The sequence below is a fragment of the Paenibacillus sabinae T27 genome (genome assembly GCF_000612505.1).
Taxonomy (GTDB): Bacteria; Bacillota; Bacilli; order Paenibacillales; family Paenibacillaceae; genus Paenibacillus_AQ; species Paenibacillus_AQ sabinae.
Genome location: NZ_CP004078.1, coordinates 566,058 through 582,127, shown reverse-complemented (window position 1 = coordinate 582,127; position 16,070 = coordinate 566,058). Strand labels below are relative to the sequence as shown.

Annotated in this window: 18 protein-coding genes; 7 read left to right on the top strand and 11 right to left on the bottom strand. The window is 49.3% G+C overall.

Annotated elements, in window-relative coordinates:
- Positions 1-124: 124 nt before the first annotated feature.
- The 3 genes from PSAB_RS02730 (at position 125) to PSAB_RS02720 (ending at position 3,371) form a co-directional block, all read left to right on the top strand.
- Entirely contained in the window at positions 125-811 is a 687-nt protein-coding gene (locus PSAB_RS02730) for a response regulator transcription factor (protein ID WP_025333062.1), read from the top strand.
- Positions 808-2,562 carry a sensor histidine kinase gene (locus tag PSAB_RS02725; protein ID WP_025333061.1) on the top strand — a complete coding sequence of 585 codons (1,755 nt, stop codon included), beginning with the start codon at positions 808-810 and terminating at the stop codon, positions 2,560-2,562. The genes PSAB_RS02730 and PSAB_RS02725 overlap by 4 nt, the downstream gene beginning before the upstream one ends.
- 242 nt (positions 2,563-2,804) lie before the next feature.
- A complete protein-coding gene (locus PSAB_RS02720) occupies positions 2,805-3,371 on the top strand; it encodes an FAD-dependent oxidoreductase (protein ID WP_025333060.1) in 567 nt (188 codons plus the stop codon).
- 134 nt (positions 3,372-3,505) lie between these two features.
- On the opposite strand, the gene PSAB_RS02715 is transcribed toward PSAB_RS02720, so the two are convergent.
- The 7 genes from PSAB_RS02715 to PSAB_RS02685 all read right to left on the bottom strand — a co-directional run bounded on the left by PSAB_RS02715 (position 3,506) and on the right by PSAB_RS02685 (position 9,517).
- Positions 3,506-4,105 carry a sulfite exporter TauE/SafE family protein gene (locus tag PSAB_RS02715; protein WP_226991755.1) on the bottom strand — a complete coding sequence of 200 codons (600 nt, stop codon included), beginning with the start codon at positions 4,103-4,105 and terminating at the stop codon, positions 3,506-3,508.
- 230 nt (positions 4,106-4,335) lie between these two features.
- Entirely contained in the window at positions 4,336-4,893 is a 558-nt protein-coding gene (locus PSAB_RS02710) for a GerMN domain-containing protein (RefSeq protein WP_025333059.1), read from the bottom strand.
- Positions 4,894-4,906: 13 nt separating this feature from the next.
- On the bottom strand, positions 4,907-6,304 hold the full coding sequence (locus tag PSAB_RS02705; protein ID WP_025333058.1) for an N-acetylmuramoyl-L-alanine amidase family protein: 1,398 nt from the start codon (positions 6,302-6,304) through the stop codon (positions 4,907-4,909).
- Positions 6,305-6,611: 307 nt separating this feature from the next.
- Positions 6,612-7,370 (bottom strand): amino acid ABC transporter ATP-binding protein, encoded by a 759-nt coding sequence (locus PSAB_RS02700; protein WP_025333057.1) that lies wholly within the window; start codon positions 7,368-7,370, stop codon positions 6,612-6,614.
- Positions 7,371-7,384: 14 nt separating this feature from the next.
- Positions 7,385-8,053 carry an amino acid ABC transporter permease gene (locus PSAB_RS02695; RefSeq protein ID WP_025333056.1) on the bottom strand — a complete coding sequence of 223 codons (669 nt, stop codon included), beginning with the start codon at positions 8,051-8,053 and terminating at the stop codon, positions 7,385-7,387.
- A 53-nt stretch (positions 8,054-8,106) separates the two neighbouring features.
- Positions 8,107-8,943, bottom strand: a complete 837-nt coding sequence (locus PSAB_RS02690) for an amino acid ABC transporter substrate-binding protein (protein ID WP_025333055.1) — start codon at positions 8,941-8,943, stop codon at positions 8,107-8,109.
- A gap of 139 nt (positions 8,944-9,082) precedes the next feature.
- Positions 9,083-9,517, bottom strand: coding sequence for an Lrp/AsnC family transcriptional regulator (locus tag PSAB_RS02685; protein WP_025333054.1), 435 nt, complete (start codon positions 9,515-9,517; stop codon positions 9,083-9,085).
- Positions 9,518-9,683: 166 nt separating this feature from the next.
- Between PSAB_RS02685 and PSAB_RS02680 the strand changes: the two genes are divergently transcribed.
- On the top strand, positions 9,684-10,136 hold the full coding sequence (locus PSAB_RS02680) for a VOC family protein (RefSeq protein ID WP_025333053.1): 453 nt from the start codon (positions 9,684-9,686) through the stop codon (positions 10,134-10,136).
- Between the two features lie 4 nt (positions 10,137-10,140).
- Here PSAB_RS02680 and PSAB_RS02675 read toward each other — a convergent pair whose 3' ends face one another.
- Entirely contained in the window at positions 10,141-10,518 is a 378-nt protein-coding gene (locus PSAB_RS02675; RefSeq protein WP_025333052.1) for a winged helix-turn-helix transcriptional regulator, read from the bottom strand.
- Between the two features lie 124 nt (positions 10,519-10,642).
- Here PSAB_RS02675 and PSAB_RS02670 point away from each other — a divergent pair, with 124 nt between their 5' ends.
- A complete protein-coding gene (locus tag PSAB_RS02670) occupies positions 10,643-11,686 on the top strand; it encodes a zinc-binding alcohol dehydrogenase family protein (protein ID WP_025333051.1) in 1,044 nt (347 codons plus the stop codon).
- Positions 11,687-11,984: 298 nt separating this feature from the next.
- Here PSAB_RS02670 and PSAB_RS02665 read toward each other — a convergent pair whose 3' ends face one another.
- Positions 11,985-12,920, bottom strand: coding sequence for a DMT family transporter (locus PSAB_RS02665; protein ID WP_038595497.1), 936 nt, complete (start codon positions 12,918-12,920; stop codon positions 11,985-11,987).
- Positions 12,921-13,329: 409 nt separating this feature from the next.
- Positions 13,330-14,115: a nitrilase-related carbon-nitrogen hydrolase gene (locus tag PSAB_RS02660; RefSeq protein WP_025333049.1), complete on the bottom strand. Its 786-nt coding sequence runs from the start codon at positions 14,113-14,115 to the stop codon at positions 13,330-13,332.
- Between the two features lie 137 nt (positions 14,116-14,252).
- On the opposite strand from PSAB_RS02660, the gene PSAB_RS02655 reads away from it, so the two are divergent.
- Both PSAB_RS02655 and PSAB_RS02650 read left to right on the top strand, forming a co-directional pair.
- Positions 14,253-14,864, top strand: a complete 612-nt coding sequence (locus PSAB_RS02655; protein ID WP_025333048.1) for a ferric reductase-like transmembrane domain-containing protein — start codon at positions 14,253-14,255, stop codon at positions 14,862-14,864.
- 139 nt (positions 14,865-15,003) lie between these two features.
- Positions 15,004-15,468 carry a ferritin family protein gene (locus tag PSAB_RS02650; protein ID WP_025333047.1) on the top strand — a complete coding sequence of 155 codons (465 nt, stop codon included), beginning with the start codon at positions 15,004-15,006 and terminating at the stop codon, positions 15,466-15,468.
- Positions 15,469-15,572: 104 nt separating this feature from the next.
- Here PSAB_RS02650 and PSAB_RS02645 read toward each other — a convergent pair whose 3' ends face one another.
- The gene (locus tag PSAB_RS02645; protein WP_025333046.1) at positions 15,573-15,914 is read right to left on the bottom strand and encodes an MmcQ/YjbR family DNA-binding protein; all 342 of its coding nucleotides are present in this window, start codon (positions 15,912-15,914) and stop codon (positions 15,573-15,575) included.
- Between the last annotated feature and the right edge of the window lie 156 nt (positions 15,915-16,070).

Below are 16,070 nucleotides of genomic sequence, written 5' to 3'. Positions count from 1 at the left end.
TTTGAACACCGATGAAAGAAGATTAGGCATGAAATGATTAAGGTAATTTTCAGCAAACATTCAAGTTGGTATGGCATAATGAAAAAACACCGTTTTTGGGTAAAGTAGGCATGGAGGGATAACCATGAAAGCTCACCTAGGCATCCGTCTGCTGCTGGTGGACGATGAGCCTCACATCCTCCAGTTCCTGGAACTGGGACTTATAAATGAGGGCTTTGACATAAGAACGGCGCCGGACGGACTGTCGGCTCTTGAAATCGCCGCCGAATTCAAACCTCATGTTGCCATTCTCGATATTATGATGCCCGGAATGGACGGTTTTGAAGTCTGCCGAGTTCTCCGGGACGAAGAGCCGGACATCGCCGTTATTATGCTGACGGCCAAGGATGAGGTCGACGACCGCGTCAAGGGACTGTCCCTCGGGGCCGACGATTATATGGTCAAGCCATTCAGCTTCGAAGAGCTGCTCGCGCGCATTCAGGCGCGACTCCGCAACCGGTTCCCGGGACTGCTTGGCGAGGTGCGCTGCGGCCCCTTCCGGATCGACGGTCGGAGAAAGGAAATCCGCTTCAGGGACTCCGTGCTTGAGCTTTCGCCGACGGAGTACGAGCTGCTGCAGTACATGGTCATCAACCACGGGCTTGTGCTGAGCAAGCCGATGATCCTTGACAAGGTCTGGGGATACGACTTCGGAGGGGAAGAAAATATCGTGGAGGTCTACATTCGTTCCCTTCGCGAGAAGCTGGGCGATAAGGAGCACCGCATCATCCGCACGCTGCGCGGCGCGGGCTACCGGGTGGATCTCCTATGATCCCCGGCTGGTCAGCTATCCGGCGGCGGCTGCATCCTCCCCGTTCGCTTCGGGGGCGGCTGCTCGCCATCTCGCTGCTGATTCTCTCGGGACTGCTCCTGCTCATCGGAGTGCTTCAATACGTGATCATGCGCAATTTTCTCTACACGAACCGGGCGGAGGCCATGCACTCGCAGATCCAATCGGTTCCCCGCGAGCTGATCTTCGAGCTCGCCCGGAGCCGACAGGAGAGTGGCGGTGCGCTGTTCCCCAGCTCCGGGAGCGGCGGGGCAGAGAGCGGCGGCTTTGCCGGCGAGGCCAGCGCCGAAGCGCCGGAAGGCGGCGCTGGACAGAGCAGCGCCTGGGCAACAGGCGCCAGCTCGGGGCAGGGCGGCGATGGGGCGGCGAGCGGCAGCCTGGAGCTGGACGGCGGCGGGACGACGAACGGCAGCCCGGGGCTGAACGGCAACGAATGGACGGGCGCCAGTCCCGGGAGCGCCGCGGGCAGCGACAGGCACACCCCGGGACGGCGTCCGCTGCTGCTGGACGCCCGGACAACGCTCGCCCTGTTTAGCCCGGACGGCGCCTTTACCGATCTGCAGGCAGAGACGCTGGCCGACTCACCCGCTCCCCGGATGGAGGACGAGGAATACGAGCTGCTGCTTCAGCATCCCGCGGGCAGAGACGCGGATTACTACAGGATCCTGACCTCCGAAGACGGGACCGAGCATCTGGCTGTCTTCATGACCATCGGTCCTCCGAGCCATCCGCTGGGCGTTCTGCAAATGACCGCGGATACGGCCCCGCTGCGCGACGTTATAATGCGCCAGCTGCTGACTTACGCGGCGCTGTCCGCGGCGGCTCTGGCGGGCGGTCTGCTGCTCTACTTGCCCGCCCTCCGCAAGGCTCTTGTCCCGCTGTCCAATATGCGCAAGACCGCGCAGATTATCGATGCGGGAAATCTCGATGTCCGGTTTGCGTCCGCACAGGGACAGACCGAAATCGACCAGCTGTCTTCCTCGTTCAACGGCATGCTGGAGCGGCTGGAGAGTTCCTTCCGCAGCGAGCGGGAGGCCAAGGAACAGATGCGCCGGTTTGCCGCCGACGCCTCTCACGAGCTTCGGACGCCATTGACCTCGATCCACGGTTTTCTCGAAGTGCTGCTGCGGGGTGCGGCGGAGAACCGGGAACAGCTGTACAAAGCCCTGAACACCATGCACGGCGAATCGAAGCGCATCAACAAGCTGGTGGAGGATCTGCTGCTCCTCGCCCGGATGGACGGCGCTCCGCAGCTACGGACCAAAGAGCTCGAGTTGGACGAAGTCATCGAGGAGATGCGGCCTCATCTGGTGATGCTCGCCGGAGTACGGGAAGTCGAATTTTCTCTCTCCCGCGGCATTAGAGGGCTGTATGATCCCGACAAGATCAAGCAGGTTGTTCTGAATCTGTTCCAGAACGCGGTGCAGCATACGGACCCGCAGTCGGGAAAAATCTCCATCTCCCTGCGGCCTGCCGGCTCCCGCGCGGAGCTGACGGTTCGGGATAACGGGGCCGGCATTCCTGCGGAGCATCTCTCCCATGTGTTCGACCGGTTTTACCGCAGCGATCCCTCCCGGGCCCGCAAGTACGGCGGTTCGGGGCTCGGGCTGTCGATCACCAAATCGATAACCGAAGCGCATGGCGGGGAAATCGGCGTAACGAGCGCTCCGGGCGAGGGCACGGCATTCCGGGTAACGCTCCCCTGCCTGCAGGTATTGGAAAATAAATCATAGATAGCGCTATAATATATAGCGAATATATGCTTTCGTAGCGAATTTTGCTGCGGAGAGTCTCAGGAAGCAACGCTCCACAAAACTTAGCCCATGCTTTCGTAGCGAGTTTTGCTACGCAAAACTTAGCCTATGCTTTCGATGCGAGTTTTGCTGCGCAGAGTCTCAGGAAGTCAAGCTCCACAAAACTTAGCCCATGCTTTCGTAGCGAGTTTTGCTACGCAAAACTTTAAGGAGGTCCTATCATGTACGAAATCGCAGTAATCGGCGCCGGTCCCGCCGGCGCAAGCGCCGCGCTGTTCGCCGCCAAGGCGGGCAAGAAAACGCTGCTTATCGACAACGACAAAGGGATGACCCGCAGAGGCTGGTACGAGAATTATTACGGCATTTCCGAAATTGGCGGACCCGACCTGGTGGAAACCGGACACAAGCAGGCGATCAAGTTCGGGGCCGAGCTGATCGCGGAGCAGGCCGTTTCCATCGCTAAAAGCGGCGAAGGCTTTACCATTGAAACCGAAAGCGGCGCGGCCTATGAAGCGAAGCACGTTATTCTGGCTACCGGCGTGATGACGGATCTGGCCGCCAAAGCGGGAGTTGTAACGAAGGACGGTACGGAGCCGAGAATCAAGACGGTCGTCGCCGTGGATGCGGCCGGCAAGACCAACATCGATGGCATCTGGGCCGCCGGCACCGTTGCCGGAGTCAGCGTGCATGCCGTCATTACGGCGGGCGACGGCGCGAAGGTGGCGATTAACGTCATCAGCGAGCTGAACGGCGCGAGATATGTGGACCATGATGTGCTGAAGGCTTAAGCGGCAACAGCAAGGGACCAGGCTCATCTCAGGAACCAAAAAGCATTGAATCAACAAACAACGTCCCCGCGGCCTTTTTGCCGAAGGGACGTTGTTTGGTTCAGGGCTTCCCCGCCGCTTCAAGCCCTGCAAAATCACCTGATTGCGCTGATGACCGTCCACAGACCGGAGAAGATAAGCAGCCATAGCGTCAACCTTTTGAATGCGGCTTCATTCAACCGTCTTACCGCTTTAATGCCCAACCAGACACCGGCCAACAGGACCGGTACCGTCCATCCGAAGACGGACATGACGTTTCCGTTCAGAAGACCACCCTGGGAAAACGAGACGACGGTGATAATGTTCAAAATAGCAGCGTAAGCCGTCAGATTTGCCCTGAAAGCGGCTTTGCCCGTTCCCTGTCCGCTTAGGAACAGGGCAACCGGGGGACCGCTCATGGAAATGCTACCGTTAAGCAAACCGCTGGCGATGCCTACCGGGACAAACGCAAATCGTTCGTTACGTACAGGAAAGGATTTACCAGTGAGCAGCAGCGCGGAATAAGCAAGAACGAGCAGGCCCGTCGCCACTTTCAGCACGGAAGCGTCGACTACCAGCAGGAGCCAGGCGCCCAGCGGCGCCGCAGCGATGCTGGACAACACAAGCACCCAGATTTTACGGACAGCGGCATCCTTATAAGCGCCTGCTAAAATTGCGATGTTGGTAACCAGGCTGAGCATAACAACCAGCGGCACCGTCTCCTGCAAACGGCAACCTTAGACTGAGCAGCGGCATGGACACGAGGGTGAAGCCGAAGCTTGTTAATCCTTGAATGAATCCCGCCATGAGGATCACCGGGAGGCAAACAGCAGTGTCTGAACGTCCAACTCTTTTCAGTCCTTTTCTCTTTAATAGTTCGAAATAGATTTTTGCTACCCGATAGAAAATCCCTTTTTTACATACCGTACTTCAACTAATTAGCCCTTTAATTCTCGCTGCGTGTAAACGGAGAAGGCAAGTCAAAATGCCCCATCAGTGATTCAACTTTTTGTCCATCTACCAGTACCTCAAAGGTTTCCACCTCTTTAAATTGGAACAATGTATTACGCAAAGCTTTCAGCAGCAATTCTTCTCCGGAAGCCCCCAGCCGATCCTCGTCCGGCAAGTGTAAATTAATGGTCAATTTGCCAGAGTTCAGTTCGGCAGACAGGAAGGTAGTACTAGGGCATAATGAAACAATATGTTCCTCCGGGCTCGTTTTAAGAGCATTCAAAGCAGCCAGATATTTATCCGTTTCTCTGGAATAACGAATAACCGTTTCCTTTTGGACGAGACCAGTCGCATCAGCGTTCCCGTAATACGTTGCAATCGCTTCTTCCTTCTCAGCAGCTTCAGTGGGGGAAGCCGCAGGAGCCGCCGTAGCGGGCGAAGAAGCTGCCGGATCGTGAGAACCGCCAGTACCGTTTTTTTTATCCCCACAACCCGCTATGCTTAAGGTCAAACCAATGGCGAAGCACAGCAGAATGGTTTTAATTATACGCATTGTGAACCCCTCCTCATGGAACCTGCAGATATTCTTTAATACCGGCTGCTATGGCCTCAGCCACCCGCAATTGGAATTGTTCATCCCACATCACCTGTTCTTCCTGCGGGTTGGACATAAAACCGATTTCACACAGCACCGCCGGCATAACTGTCTCCCTGGTCACCTGAAAGTTCGAATTGCGTACTTTCCGGTCAATGAAACCGGTAGCCGGTACAATATGCCGATGAAGCACATCAGCCAGTTCCTTGCTGTCATCTCGCGTATAGTAAGTTTCCGTTCCGGAAGCAGACTGCCTCGTGTAACTATTGCCATGAATAGAGATGAATATATCGGCTTTAAGATTATTGGCAAAAGTTGCACGATCTGCCCGTTTCACAGCAGTGTCGTCTTGTCTGGTCAAAAAGACAGAAATATTGGGGTCTTCCTCCAGAACTTTGGCCAGCTTCAAAACTATATCTAGATTAAATTCCTTCTCGAAGCGTCCTCCGACCGACGTATTTCCTGGGTCTGTTCCCCCGTGACCAGCATCAAGAACAACCCGATACTGCTTCGTACCTGTATCCATTGGACTTAATTGTAATGTCCATTCTCCCAATTCTTGGATTTCCAGCAAATTGTACTGTACTTTTTGCTTCAGGTCGACTGTGATCCTGACGCCGGAAGGATTGCCCTGGAAGAGATTATACCGGATCTTGTTTATGTACGAATCCTCGACAGGAATTTCTCCGTTCTGTACCATGTTCTCCCCATTCATCATTTGATCCAGGGTTGCTCCGGGAATGTCAATTACAAGCCGCTCAGGATCGGACAAGCCGCTAACCTCAGGTTTGATGCTGCCTCCCTCTGCCGCAATCTTCAGCCCGTCTTCGCTCCGTTCAATCCGGTGGACCACCGGAAGATTCCCGGTAATGCCGTCATCTGCTGGCGATGGCGAAGATGCTTTATCAGGAAGGCTCTCCGAAACGGCGACTTCGCCTGTATCGATGAGACTGACAGAGCGAGTTGATTTATCCCAGATAACCTTCAGTCCCAGATTTTCACTGACAAAACGAACCGGAATCAACGTATTTCCCTTTACCAGCAAAGGAGCCGTCTCCAATAGATAAGAATCTCCGTTAACAAAGGCTTTGGTTTTATTGATGTAAAGCTGAAGCACCAGTTCGTCCTTTTTCACGGTTATCTGCTTGTCAGCCTGGTTCCAAGACACCTTTGCGCCAAGCTCTTCCGACACGACCCGCAATGGAACCATTGTAGTGTTCCCTACCAAACGGGGTGGAACTTCCGGCTGAAGCAATTGGTTGTCTAAGTAAAGACGAATGGCAGCATCTGCATTGGCCTGTCCAACGCTCACACTTGCAAACAAAAACAGAAACGTTATACAGGCAAGAGCCATAACGAGCTTTTTCATAATTCACCTCTCAATGATTTGTGCGACAGATGTCGATTTGGGTCCCCCTTTCATACTTATTTATAGACACAGATATCCGTTGGTTGTTGTGGTATTTTTCAAATATTCACAAATATTTACATGATATTCTTTGGTTTTCACACGAGAAAATATCGCCGATTAATGCTGCGAACTTGAAACTTGCCCATTAAAAATCGAATCTGGAAAAACAATCGGTAAAATTATATTAGAACAAAAAATGATGCCCGGCTTGGGCATCATTTTCTCATTCGGTCGATTCTGGGATATGCAGACGTAAATACGCCGCTTAGACTGTCGAACGCTCATCGTCTACAAACCGGTTCAGAAACTGCAAGGTCCGGGGATTGGATGAATGGTTTAGCACTTGGTCCGGCGTGCCTTGTTCCGTAATAACTCCCCCGTCCATCATAATCAGCGTGTCCGCGACATCGGCGGCAAATTTCATTTCATGGGTTACGATGACCATGGTCATGCCTTCGGATGCCAGCTCCCTGATGACTTTCAGCACTTCCCCGACAAGTTCGGGATCAAGCGCCGAGGTCGGCTCGTCGAATAACAGGAGTTCCGGCTCCGTCGCCATCGCCCTGGCAATGGCCACCCGCTGCTGCTGGCCCCCGGAGAGCTGATGGGGATAGGAGTCTGCCTTATCCGCAAGCCCCACTTTAACCAGCAGCTCCAAAGCCCGCTTGCGCGCTTCCTCCTTGGATAACTTTTGGACGGTGACCTGTCCTTCCATGACATTACCGAGCGCCGTCATATGCGGAAACAGATTATAGGACTGAAAAACCATTCCCGTTTTTTGCCGCAGAGCCAGGACATCCTTCTTCGGGAGCTTCTTTCCATCAAAACTTAGCGATATTCCGCCCAGCGAGATGTCCCCCTTGTCCGGAACCTCCAGTAAATTGAAGCAGCGCAGCAGCGTTGTCTTGCCTGAGCCGGACGGGCCGATAATGACAAGAACCTTGCCTTCCTCTAGCGTCACATCCACGCCTTTAAGCACTTGAAGCGGGCCGAACGATTTATGCAGGCCAGACAGTCGTATCATATATTATTTCTCCTTTAGCCCGCGGAGTAGCGGGACAAACGTTTTTCCAGGTAATCTTGCAGCACCGTCAGGACCGTACAAAATACGAGATAAAAGACTGCTGCTTCACTGTATACAAGCAGCGGTTCATAGGTAACGGCCGCGATTTGCTGCGCTGTGCGGAACATTTCCACATAAGTGATCGTTGCCGCCAGCGACGTATCCTTCACCAGGCTAATGAACGAGTTCGCCAGCGGGGGGACGGATACACGCGCGGCCTGGGGCAGAATAATTCGCCGCAGCGCCTGGATGCGCGTCATGCCGACCGAATAAGCCGCCTCCCACTGCCCTTTATGGATAGACAGGATGGCCGCACGCACGATTTCCGAGCCGTACGCCCCTACACTTAGCGTAAACCCGATCACCGCCGCCGTAAACGGCTCCAGCGTTATTCCGACGCTCGGCAGTCCATAAAAAATAATGAACAACTGAACCAGCAGCGGCGTACCGCGGATGATCCATACATAGAAGCGGGCGATCAGAACCGGAATTTTCCATGACGACAGCCGAACCAGCGCCGTTGCAACCGCCAGCAGCAAGCCGAGAGCGAATGAAACCAGCGTCAGCGGAACGGTAAAAGCCACCCCGGCTTTAAGCAGGGGCAGCAAAGAATCGATCACGATTTGGATTTTACGGTCATCCATAAATCAGACATCCTTCTTGAACTTTGGGCCATAATAGAGCCTTGGTTCATGTGTTATTTGGATACATCCTCGCCGAAATATTTCTCGGAGATTTTCAGGTAGGTTCCATCGCTCTTCATTGAAGCCAGCGCGTCATTGACCGCTTTGACCAGTTCATCATTGCCTTTAAGGAAAGCGGCGGCGCTTTGTGAACCGTTCGCCTGTTCGTCAACCTTTTTGATCGGAGCGTCCGGCTTCTGCTTTTTGAGGTCCAAATAAGACAATCCGTCGTTGACCGTGGCGTCCACGCGTCCGGAAGCCAGCAGATCGATCGCCTGGTTAAAACCTTCGGTGGAGACGATTTCAGCTCCATTCTCCCTTGCGATATCCGCCAGATTGCTCGTCAGGGACTGAGCGGCCTTTTTACCTTTAAGGTCTGCAAATGACTGGATCGTGTTATTGTCGCTCTTGACGATCAGCACAGCCTTGGAAACGATGTATGGATCGGAGAAGTCGTATTTCACTTTGCGTTCGTCCGTAATGGACACTTCATTAAAAATAGCGTCGAACCGCTTGGCATCCATTCCGGCAAAAATACCATCCCATTGAGTTTCGACGAACTCGGCCTTTACCCCCAGGCGTTTGGCAACTTCCTCTGCAATCTCCACGTCGAATCCGGTCAGCTTGCCGCTCGCATCATGAAAAGTGAAAGGGGCGTAAGTTCCTTCCGTACCGATCCGCAATACACCGCTTGCTTTGATTGCGTCCAGACTGGATTGTTCCCCGCTTCCGGCTTCCGCGTTCTGCGACGGTGAGGCCGCAGGCGAACTGCCGTTGTTAGCATTTGTTCCGCAAGCAGCGACCAAAATGACGGTCAGTGCCAGCAGAAGTATCAGGCTGAATTTTTTCATTGCTATGTACCCTCTCTCTTCTCTTTTTTTCTGATCTATTGAACATCTTTTTTCAGCACATTGAATATTACATGTTCATATAATGTTCGTCAATATTTTTTTGGTAATTTTGATCGGTTTTGTCGGAATTGATCGTATCTTAGAGCAGAACCCTGTTTTCCAATATATTTTTCATACTGATATGAGACTTGGAAGGTCCGAGTTTAGCAAGAGAGTCTTGGAATTCGGCAAGCTCTTCGATCGATGCGGTTTGCACTTTAATCAGATAATTATATTCCCCGCTGATCCGATATAAATCGGTTACCTCCCTGGCTTTGCTGCAAAAGTCAACGAGCTCCTGGCAATGTTCAGTTTTTAACAGGATAAAAGTCGTCGTCCCCCGATTCAGATTGCTTAAATTAAATGCTGTGGAATACCCGGAAATGATCTTTTTATCCTCCAGCTTCAAAATCCTTTCTTTAACCGACGGCTGGGACATGCTGATTTCCTTGCTGATTTGCGAAATAGACATTCGCGCATTGTGCTGAAGCAGTTGCAAAATTTTCCTATCAATATCATCAATCGGATGATCCATATCCTTAAGCCCTCCCTGATTCCATCATGTAAATAAATTAAGCCATATCCATTGAATTAACTTATATTTCATAACTATTTTATCAATATATTCTTACTTATCCTATGTATTTAACGCATTAAAATTTCTATACTATTAACAACTTACAGATAAGGAGAGATATTGAATGAGCGTAAAAGGTCTTTCACATGTGGCGATCCAGGCCAAAGATTATGAAGGGACGATTGCCTTTTATACTGAAGTCTTGGGATTTAAGGTGGGGCACTATTGGAGTCTGCCCTCCTTCCAGATCAAAGAAGCTTCCATGCTCGTTTCACCCGATCGAAGAACCTGCATCGAAGTTTTTGATAATGAAGCCGTTATTCCAGCCCAAGGTAAAAAAGCCTCGTCAGAGGAGGAGGTAGCTTATGGAGCGTTGTTACACTTTGCCTTCTATGTGAGTGATGTAGACGATACATATCAAAAAGCCATTGCTCATGGAGCAAAGGCCTGTGTGGAACCGAGTCAGATGTCTCTTGGCGAACCGCCGCTTGTGGTGAAAAACGCCTTGGTCTACAGTCCCAACGGTGAAGTGATCGAGTTTATTGAGGACGTTGATTTTGACAGGTCTCCCGTCTGAATGCTCAAGCATCCTCCTCTTGCTCTGTTCTTATATCTTTAAGTCTGATTTTATAAGTCTCCCCCCACTTTTTCATAGATACGATAATCGGCTCAAGCGTCCTGCCAAAATCGGTGAGCGAGTATTCCACTTTGGGCGGAACCTCTTTATACACTTCTCTGTGAACGATGCCGTCCCGCTCAAGCTCCCTAAGCTGCAAGGTGAGCATAAACTGCGTAATCCCCGGATTGAGACGCCGGAATTCATTAAACCTCTTCGTTCCGCCAATGAGCTGGTAGAGAATAATCCCTTTCCATTTGCCGCCGATGACATCCAGAGTGGTTTCCACAGGACAGCTTTCCATGTTTGGCTTACCCCCGTATTTGTTTCTCCGATCTCCCATAGTGCGTCCTCCTCCAATGGTATGATTTTTAATACTATATAATAAAAATATGCGTACTTATTTAATGTAAGTATACAATATATAATTCGTATGTACGACAAACCCATTGGAAAGGAAGGAAGAAATGAGCAATCCCCTAAACATGAAAGCAGTCGGCTCTTATCGGTATCTCCCTTTATCCGATCCGGAAAGCCTTGTTGATCTGCATATAGAAAAACCGGTGCCTACAGGTCGCGATCTGCTTGTCAAAGTCAAAGCAGTCTCAGTCAACCCAGCCGACCTGGATATTCGCAAGAATAATAACTATGAGGCAGAATCGCCGAAAATTTTGGGGTGGGATGCATCTGGAATCGTGGAGCAGGTTGGGCCTGAATGCCAATTGTTCAAGCCGGGAGACGAGGTGTTTTATGCGGGCAGTGTCACTCGTCCTGGCGCTAACAGTGAATTTCACCTGGTGGATGAACGCATCGCGGGAAACAAGCCGAAGAGCCTGGATTTCGCGCAAGCGGCCGCCCTGCCGCTGACCTCGCTTACTGCTTGGGAGGGCCTATTTGATCGTTTGGGACTCAGTCATAACGCAGAGGAAAACGAAAGCATACTCATTATCGGTGCAGCAGGAGGAGTAGGATCAATAGCTACGCAGCTTGCCAAATTAGCGGGATTAACTGTAATTGGTACCGCTTCACGTCCGGAGTCAGTGCAGTGGGCCAAAGATCACGGTGCGGATTTTACAATCAACCACAACAGCCCTTTTGCACCGCAGCTCAAGGAAATTGGGTTTGAGTCCGTGGATTATGTATTTTGCCTGAATGATACGGTGCAGCATTTTGCGAATATGGCCGAAGTCATCACCCCTCAGGGCAAGATTTGCTCAATCGTTCCTGTAGCTAAGGCTTCCCAGGCGGGAAGCTTGGATATGGATCTGCTTTTTTATAAAAGTGTCACGTTTGTATGGGAGCTCATGTTCACCCGTGCCATGTTCCAGACCAAAGATATGATCAAACAACACGATATCCTGAATCGACTGGCTGAACTAATCGATAATGGCAAGCTGAAGACGACTCTGGCCGAACGCCTGGAACCGATCAATGCGGCAAACCTGCGTCTAGCCCATGAAAAAATGGAGACCGGAAGGTCGATAGGAAAGATTGTTTTGGAGAATTTCTAAGCTATATAAGATGAACTTAAAGATTTTTCCATCAGATGTCAGTCGTAACTACGAGGAATGTTTGGACTTCCGGCCGCTGTTGTCCCCAGATTTCTTTATTTAAACTGCTCTTGGCGGATGAAATCCGGAGACAAAGGCGATCGCTATCGCTCCTACAGTTCCAAACTTCCCCTTCGTTACTCCTTACCCTGATGTCATTTTTCAAGTTCATCTTATATAGTCCATTCACACATAAAACGGCCGAACAAGCGATGCTTGTTCGGTCATTTTGTTGATTAGTATCGCCTTACAGGAGTTATTATACATTCAACTGAGGCGCCATACTCTTTTCGGGAGAAATTTGTTTCTGTTCGGGAGAAACTTGTTTCAGTTTTATCGAAGTTAATATCATACCGGCAATCGTAAGGAGTCCCCCGACAATTTGTGAAATCACCAGCCCCTGACCCAAGATAACCGCAATTATAGCTGTAAAGACAGGAAGCAAATTCATGGTTATGCCAGCTTTACCCGCTCCTAACATCTTAATGCCTTGATTCCAAAAGATAAACGAGCCGACTGCCGGGAACACACCCAAATAAATAATCCCCATAATACCGAAAGAAGTTACTTCCTTATACTGAAGTGGTTGCATGAATAAAAAAGGAATCAACAGAATAGTGCCAACAATCGCTATCATCGCTACCAATGTAATGGGCGGGATACCTTTTGCTTTTTTTACAACCAATGAATAGGCAGTCCAGCATAACACGGCCAAAAACATGAGCGCATCGCCCTTGTTATAGTGGGTGAAGAACAATTGAAGCAGGTTTCCTTTAGTCAAAACAATCAGGACACCAATAAATGAAGTGATTAATCCAATGAACTGAAAGGTACTTACTTTTTCCCTTAGGAATATCAACGAAAAGAGCATAATCAAGGCTGGAGTGAGAGTGTTAATTAAAGCGCCATTCGCTGCAGATGTGAACTGTAGGGAAGCATACATGAGATAGCTATAGACGACAATGGCTAAAACAGCTAACGAAATGATAATCCCCCGGTTTTTTTTCCATATTTGAAGCCACGAAGGTTTCTCCACAATTTGGGCAATGGGAATAAGTAACATCAATGCAACAACCCATCTTAGAAAAGCTGTCCACACTGCAGGAAATTCATTTGAGCTGAATTTCCCGAAAATCATATTACCAGACCAAAATAGATTGGCTAATATTAATAAAATCCAAGCCTTATATTTCACAATAGTTCCTCCTTTATTCAAATCGGATTGGCTTTGCTTGATTGACTTGCCGCTTGCCGCTTGCCATAACCAGATGATACAACAGGTTTTTACATAAGTAAAATGAATATATACGATATACACCATAACAAAATTGTTATGTAAAAAACATGATTGCAACTGATCGTTAAGATCTCCGATACGGGCGCTTACAGATGATTTTAAGCCAATCAAAAAAGAACCGGACAAGTTGATACTTGTTCGGTCCTAAACAATCAAAAAAGCCCCCAGACTACCCAAATCTGGAGGAAAGAAAAAGGTTATGAAGAAAATTACAAAAATTATAGTAACATAGCAAATAAAAATAATCCGCACAATTACCACTATTCTGGAAGTGTAAGTGATGGATATGTTGGCAATAAGTTCTCCCTTAGAAGTATGTATGTTTTTTAACTTCCGAAATCAAATCCTTACAATCTTCCAAGTCTTTGTGAATCGTATGTTCTTCATTTACTTCTACAGTAATTAGTTTCTCATCTTGACCGGCATTGATTAAAATATTTCCCTCATAATCGATTATTCTGCTGTCTCCTCTAAAGGTGATGGACTCATTATTATGATACTCCGTGCTTATACTATTGGCTAAAATCAGATACACTTTGTTCTCAATCGCCCGGATTCTCATGATATCAAGGGTTCTTTCCTGACAGGTTAATGCGGAATGACAAATGATTTGCGCCCCTTTTAGCATTAATTCTCTTGCGCTTTCCGGGAACCATCCTTCGAAACAGATCACAATTCCTACCTTGCATCCATTGATATCAAAGACTTCCGAGCTTGTTCCACAAGAAAAAACTTTGGATTCATGATCCGTAAGATGCCGTTTCCTCTGCTTTCCCACATAACCTGATGGCCCTACTACGATTGCGGTAATATAAAGATGACCGTTGTACTGTTCTGCAATGGCTCCAACGAAATGACAATTTGCATTTTTAGCAATTTCACTAAGCCTTCTTGTTGTATACCCGTTAGGAATTTCTTCTGCGATCTCCATCAGTTCGCTTGCCGAATCAAAAAAATAACCTGTTGAAAACAGCTCAGGCATAACTACCAAATCAACCGAATCCACCGACTGATTAATTAGCTGCTCAATGGTGTTTAAGTTTTTTATTTTATCCTTTTTTTCTACATTCATTTGTAAAGAACCAATGATCATATCAGTAACCTCCCGAACACTGTATGAACGCCCCCTTCATAATACCATAAGATCCTTTTAGTGGAATCCTGCCTTAATAATTCGTTAATAACTGGCTGATACGATAATGAAAAAGAGAGGAGTGTGACAAAGCTCACATGTCAAAAAGGAAAACAGTGTGGATTCCCGCCATTTTCGTTGTGATAGTCAGTTTGCTGCTGATCGCCTATTTCTTCTACGCACAAGCCCACGGAACACATCCCTATCCTCTCGGCGACCGGGAAATGCGCCCTCTAGGAGAAAGAGAGGAAGAATTGGAACCTTTCAAATTATTGGGGACAATTGCGGTCGTATGCGGAGCGGTCAGTTTTTCCTGGGTAGGTTTCAAGAAAAAGCTCAAGTCCCCCTCCCTTCCGGTACGAAAGCTGGGCAAGCTGCTGCATCGCATACACCAGTTCATGGGCTGGACCGCACTGGTCCTCATTTTGGTGCATGGCGCTTATTATCTGATCACGAAACTTCATGACGACAAAATATTTACCGGACTAGCCGCGTTTTTGATCCTTTTGACGTTGGCCGGGTACGGGTGGCTGATCAAGCGGGTGCGAAATAAATGGATGCGCAAAGTGCATTTTTCCCTGGGCCTCGTATGGATTCCACTGCTGCTTCTCCATGCGGGCGGATCGGTTATCGTCACAGGAGTTATTACGGCCGTTGTCTGGGCAGGAGCTGCGCTTCTGGAAAGACGGACCGCGCCGAAAGCCGCTTAGCATCCACTATCGCGTTATCCCGTCTACCCTGTTCCATCGACCGCCTTTGGGCGGTTTTCTTTTTTTATGAAACCAAATTGGGCTTCCGCACATATGCTAATCCTGACGATTACAAAAGCATTGGGAGGTCCTGAATATTATGTATTGGGTAAACCCGTATTGGAGCAGAGCCGCTTTTCAGCCCGTTTGGGCCACCTCTACCCCGCAAGCCCTGGATATGATCAAAGAAGCGGTTCAGGGAGAACGAAATGACGAGCTCTTCTATGACGAACTGATTAAACTCGCCCCAAACTCCGAGCAAGCTGCGATCATTGCTTCCATCCGCGACGATGAACGGGAGCATAACCGTATGTTTCGGGGGATCTACAAAGAGTTGACGGGGCAGGACATCCGGGGGATCAGCAATGAGCAGTATCAGCGAGTAGAATCCTATACTACCGGGATACAGCGGGCGCTGCAAGGTGAACTGTCTGCAGTGGAAAAATACCGGCAAATATGGTTCGGCCTTCCCGTCGGCATCTACCGGGATACGGTGGGAGGCATTATTCTGGATGAGTTAAAGCATGCAAGCAAGTATAATTATCTGTTTACGCTGAACCGGTGAAATATGGAGTGTCGGGCTGCGCCGGGAGAGGCCCGGCAGGGCGCGAAAGAGATCGCTAAAATTGCAATACAAGGACCCCGAGCAGGAGAATCCGTTTATCTGTGTTATTTCTTGGTTTTACGTTTAGGTTTCGTTAGTTCAAAACTGTGCTTTACCATATCATGAAGATCATCTTCCGGAAGTCCTTCATCTAAAATGACCGTATTCCAATGCTCTTTATTCATATGATATCCCGGCTTGACCTCCTTAAATGCTTGTCGAAGGAAATCGGATCGTTCAGGATCACATTTAAGGTTAACGCAAAGATGTTCATCTCGATTAAATATCAAGGCAAATAACTTCTTGTTTTCTTTATGGCGTATGGCCGTCCATCCTTCTCCGAAGGGTTGATCTTCAAACGAGCCAGGATAAGACAAACAGTATTCTACGATCTCCTCTATTTTCATTCTGATCTACTCCTGTCCGTGCTGTCATTCATGGTTCTTGTTTCGCGCATACCTTCAACGCCGGAATCGCAAGCTTTGTGTACCAACATGCCATGGAGCCTCCTTACATGCAGGATTTTTCCATTATAGCACACATGTTCGCCTCGGAGCAAAAAA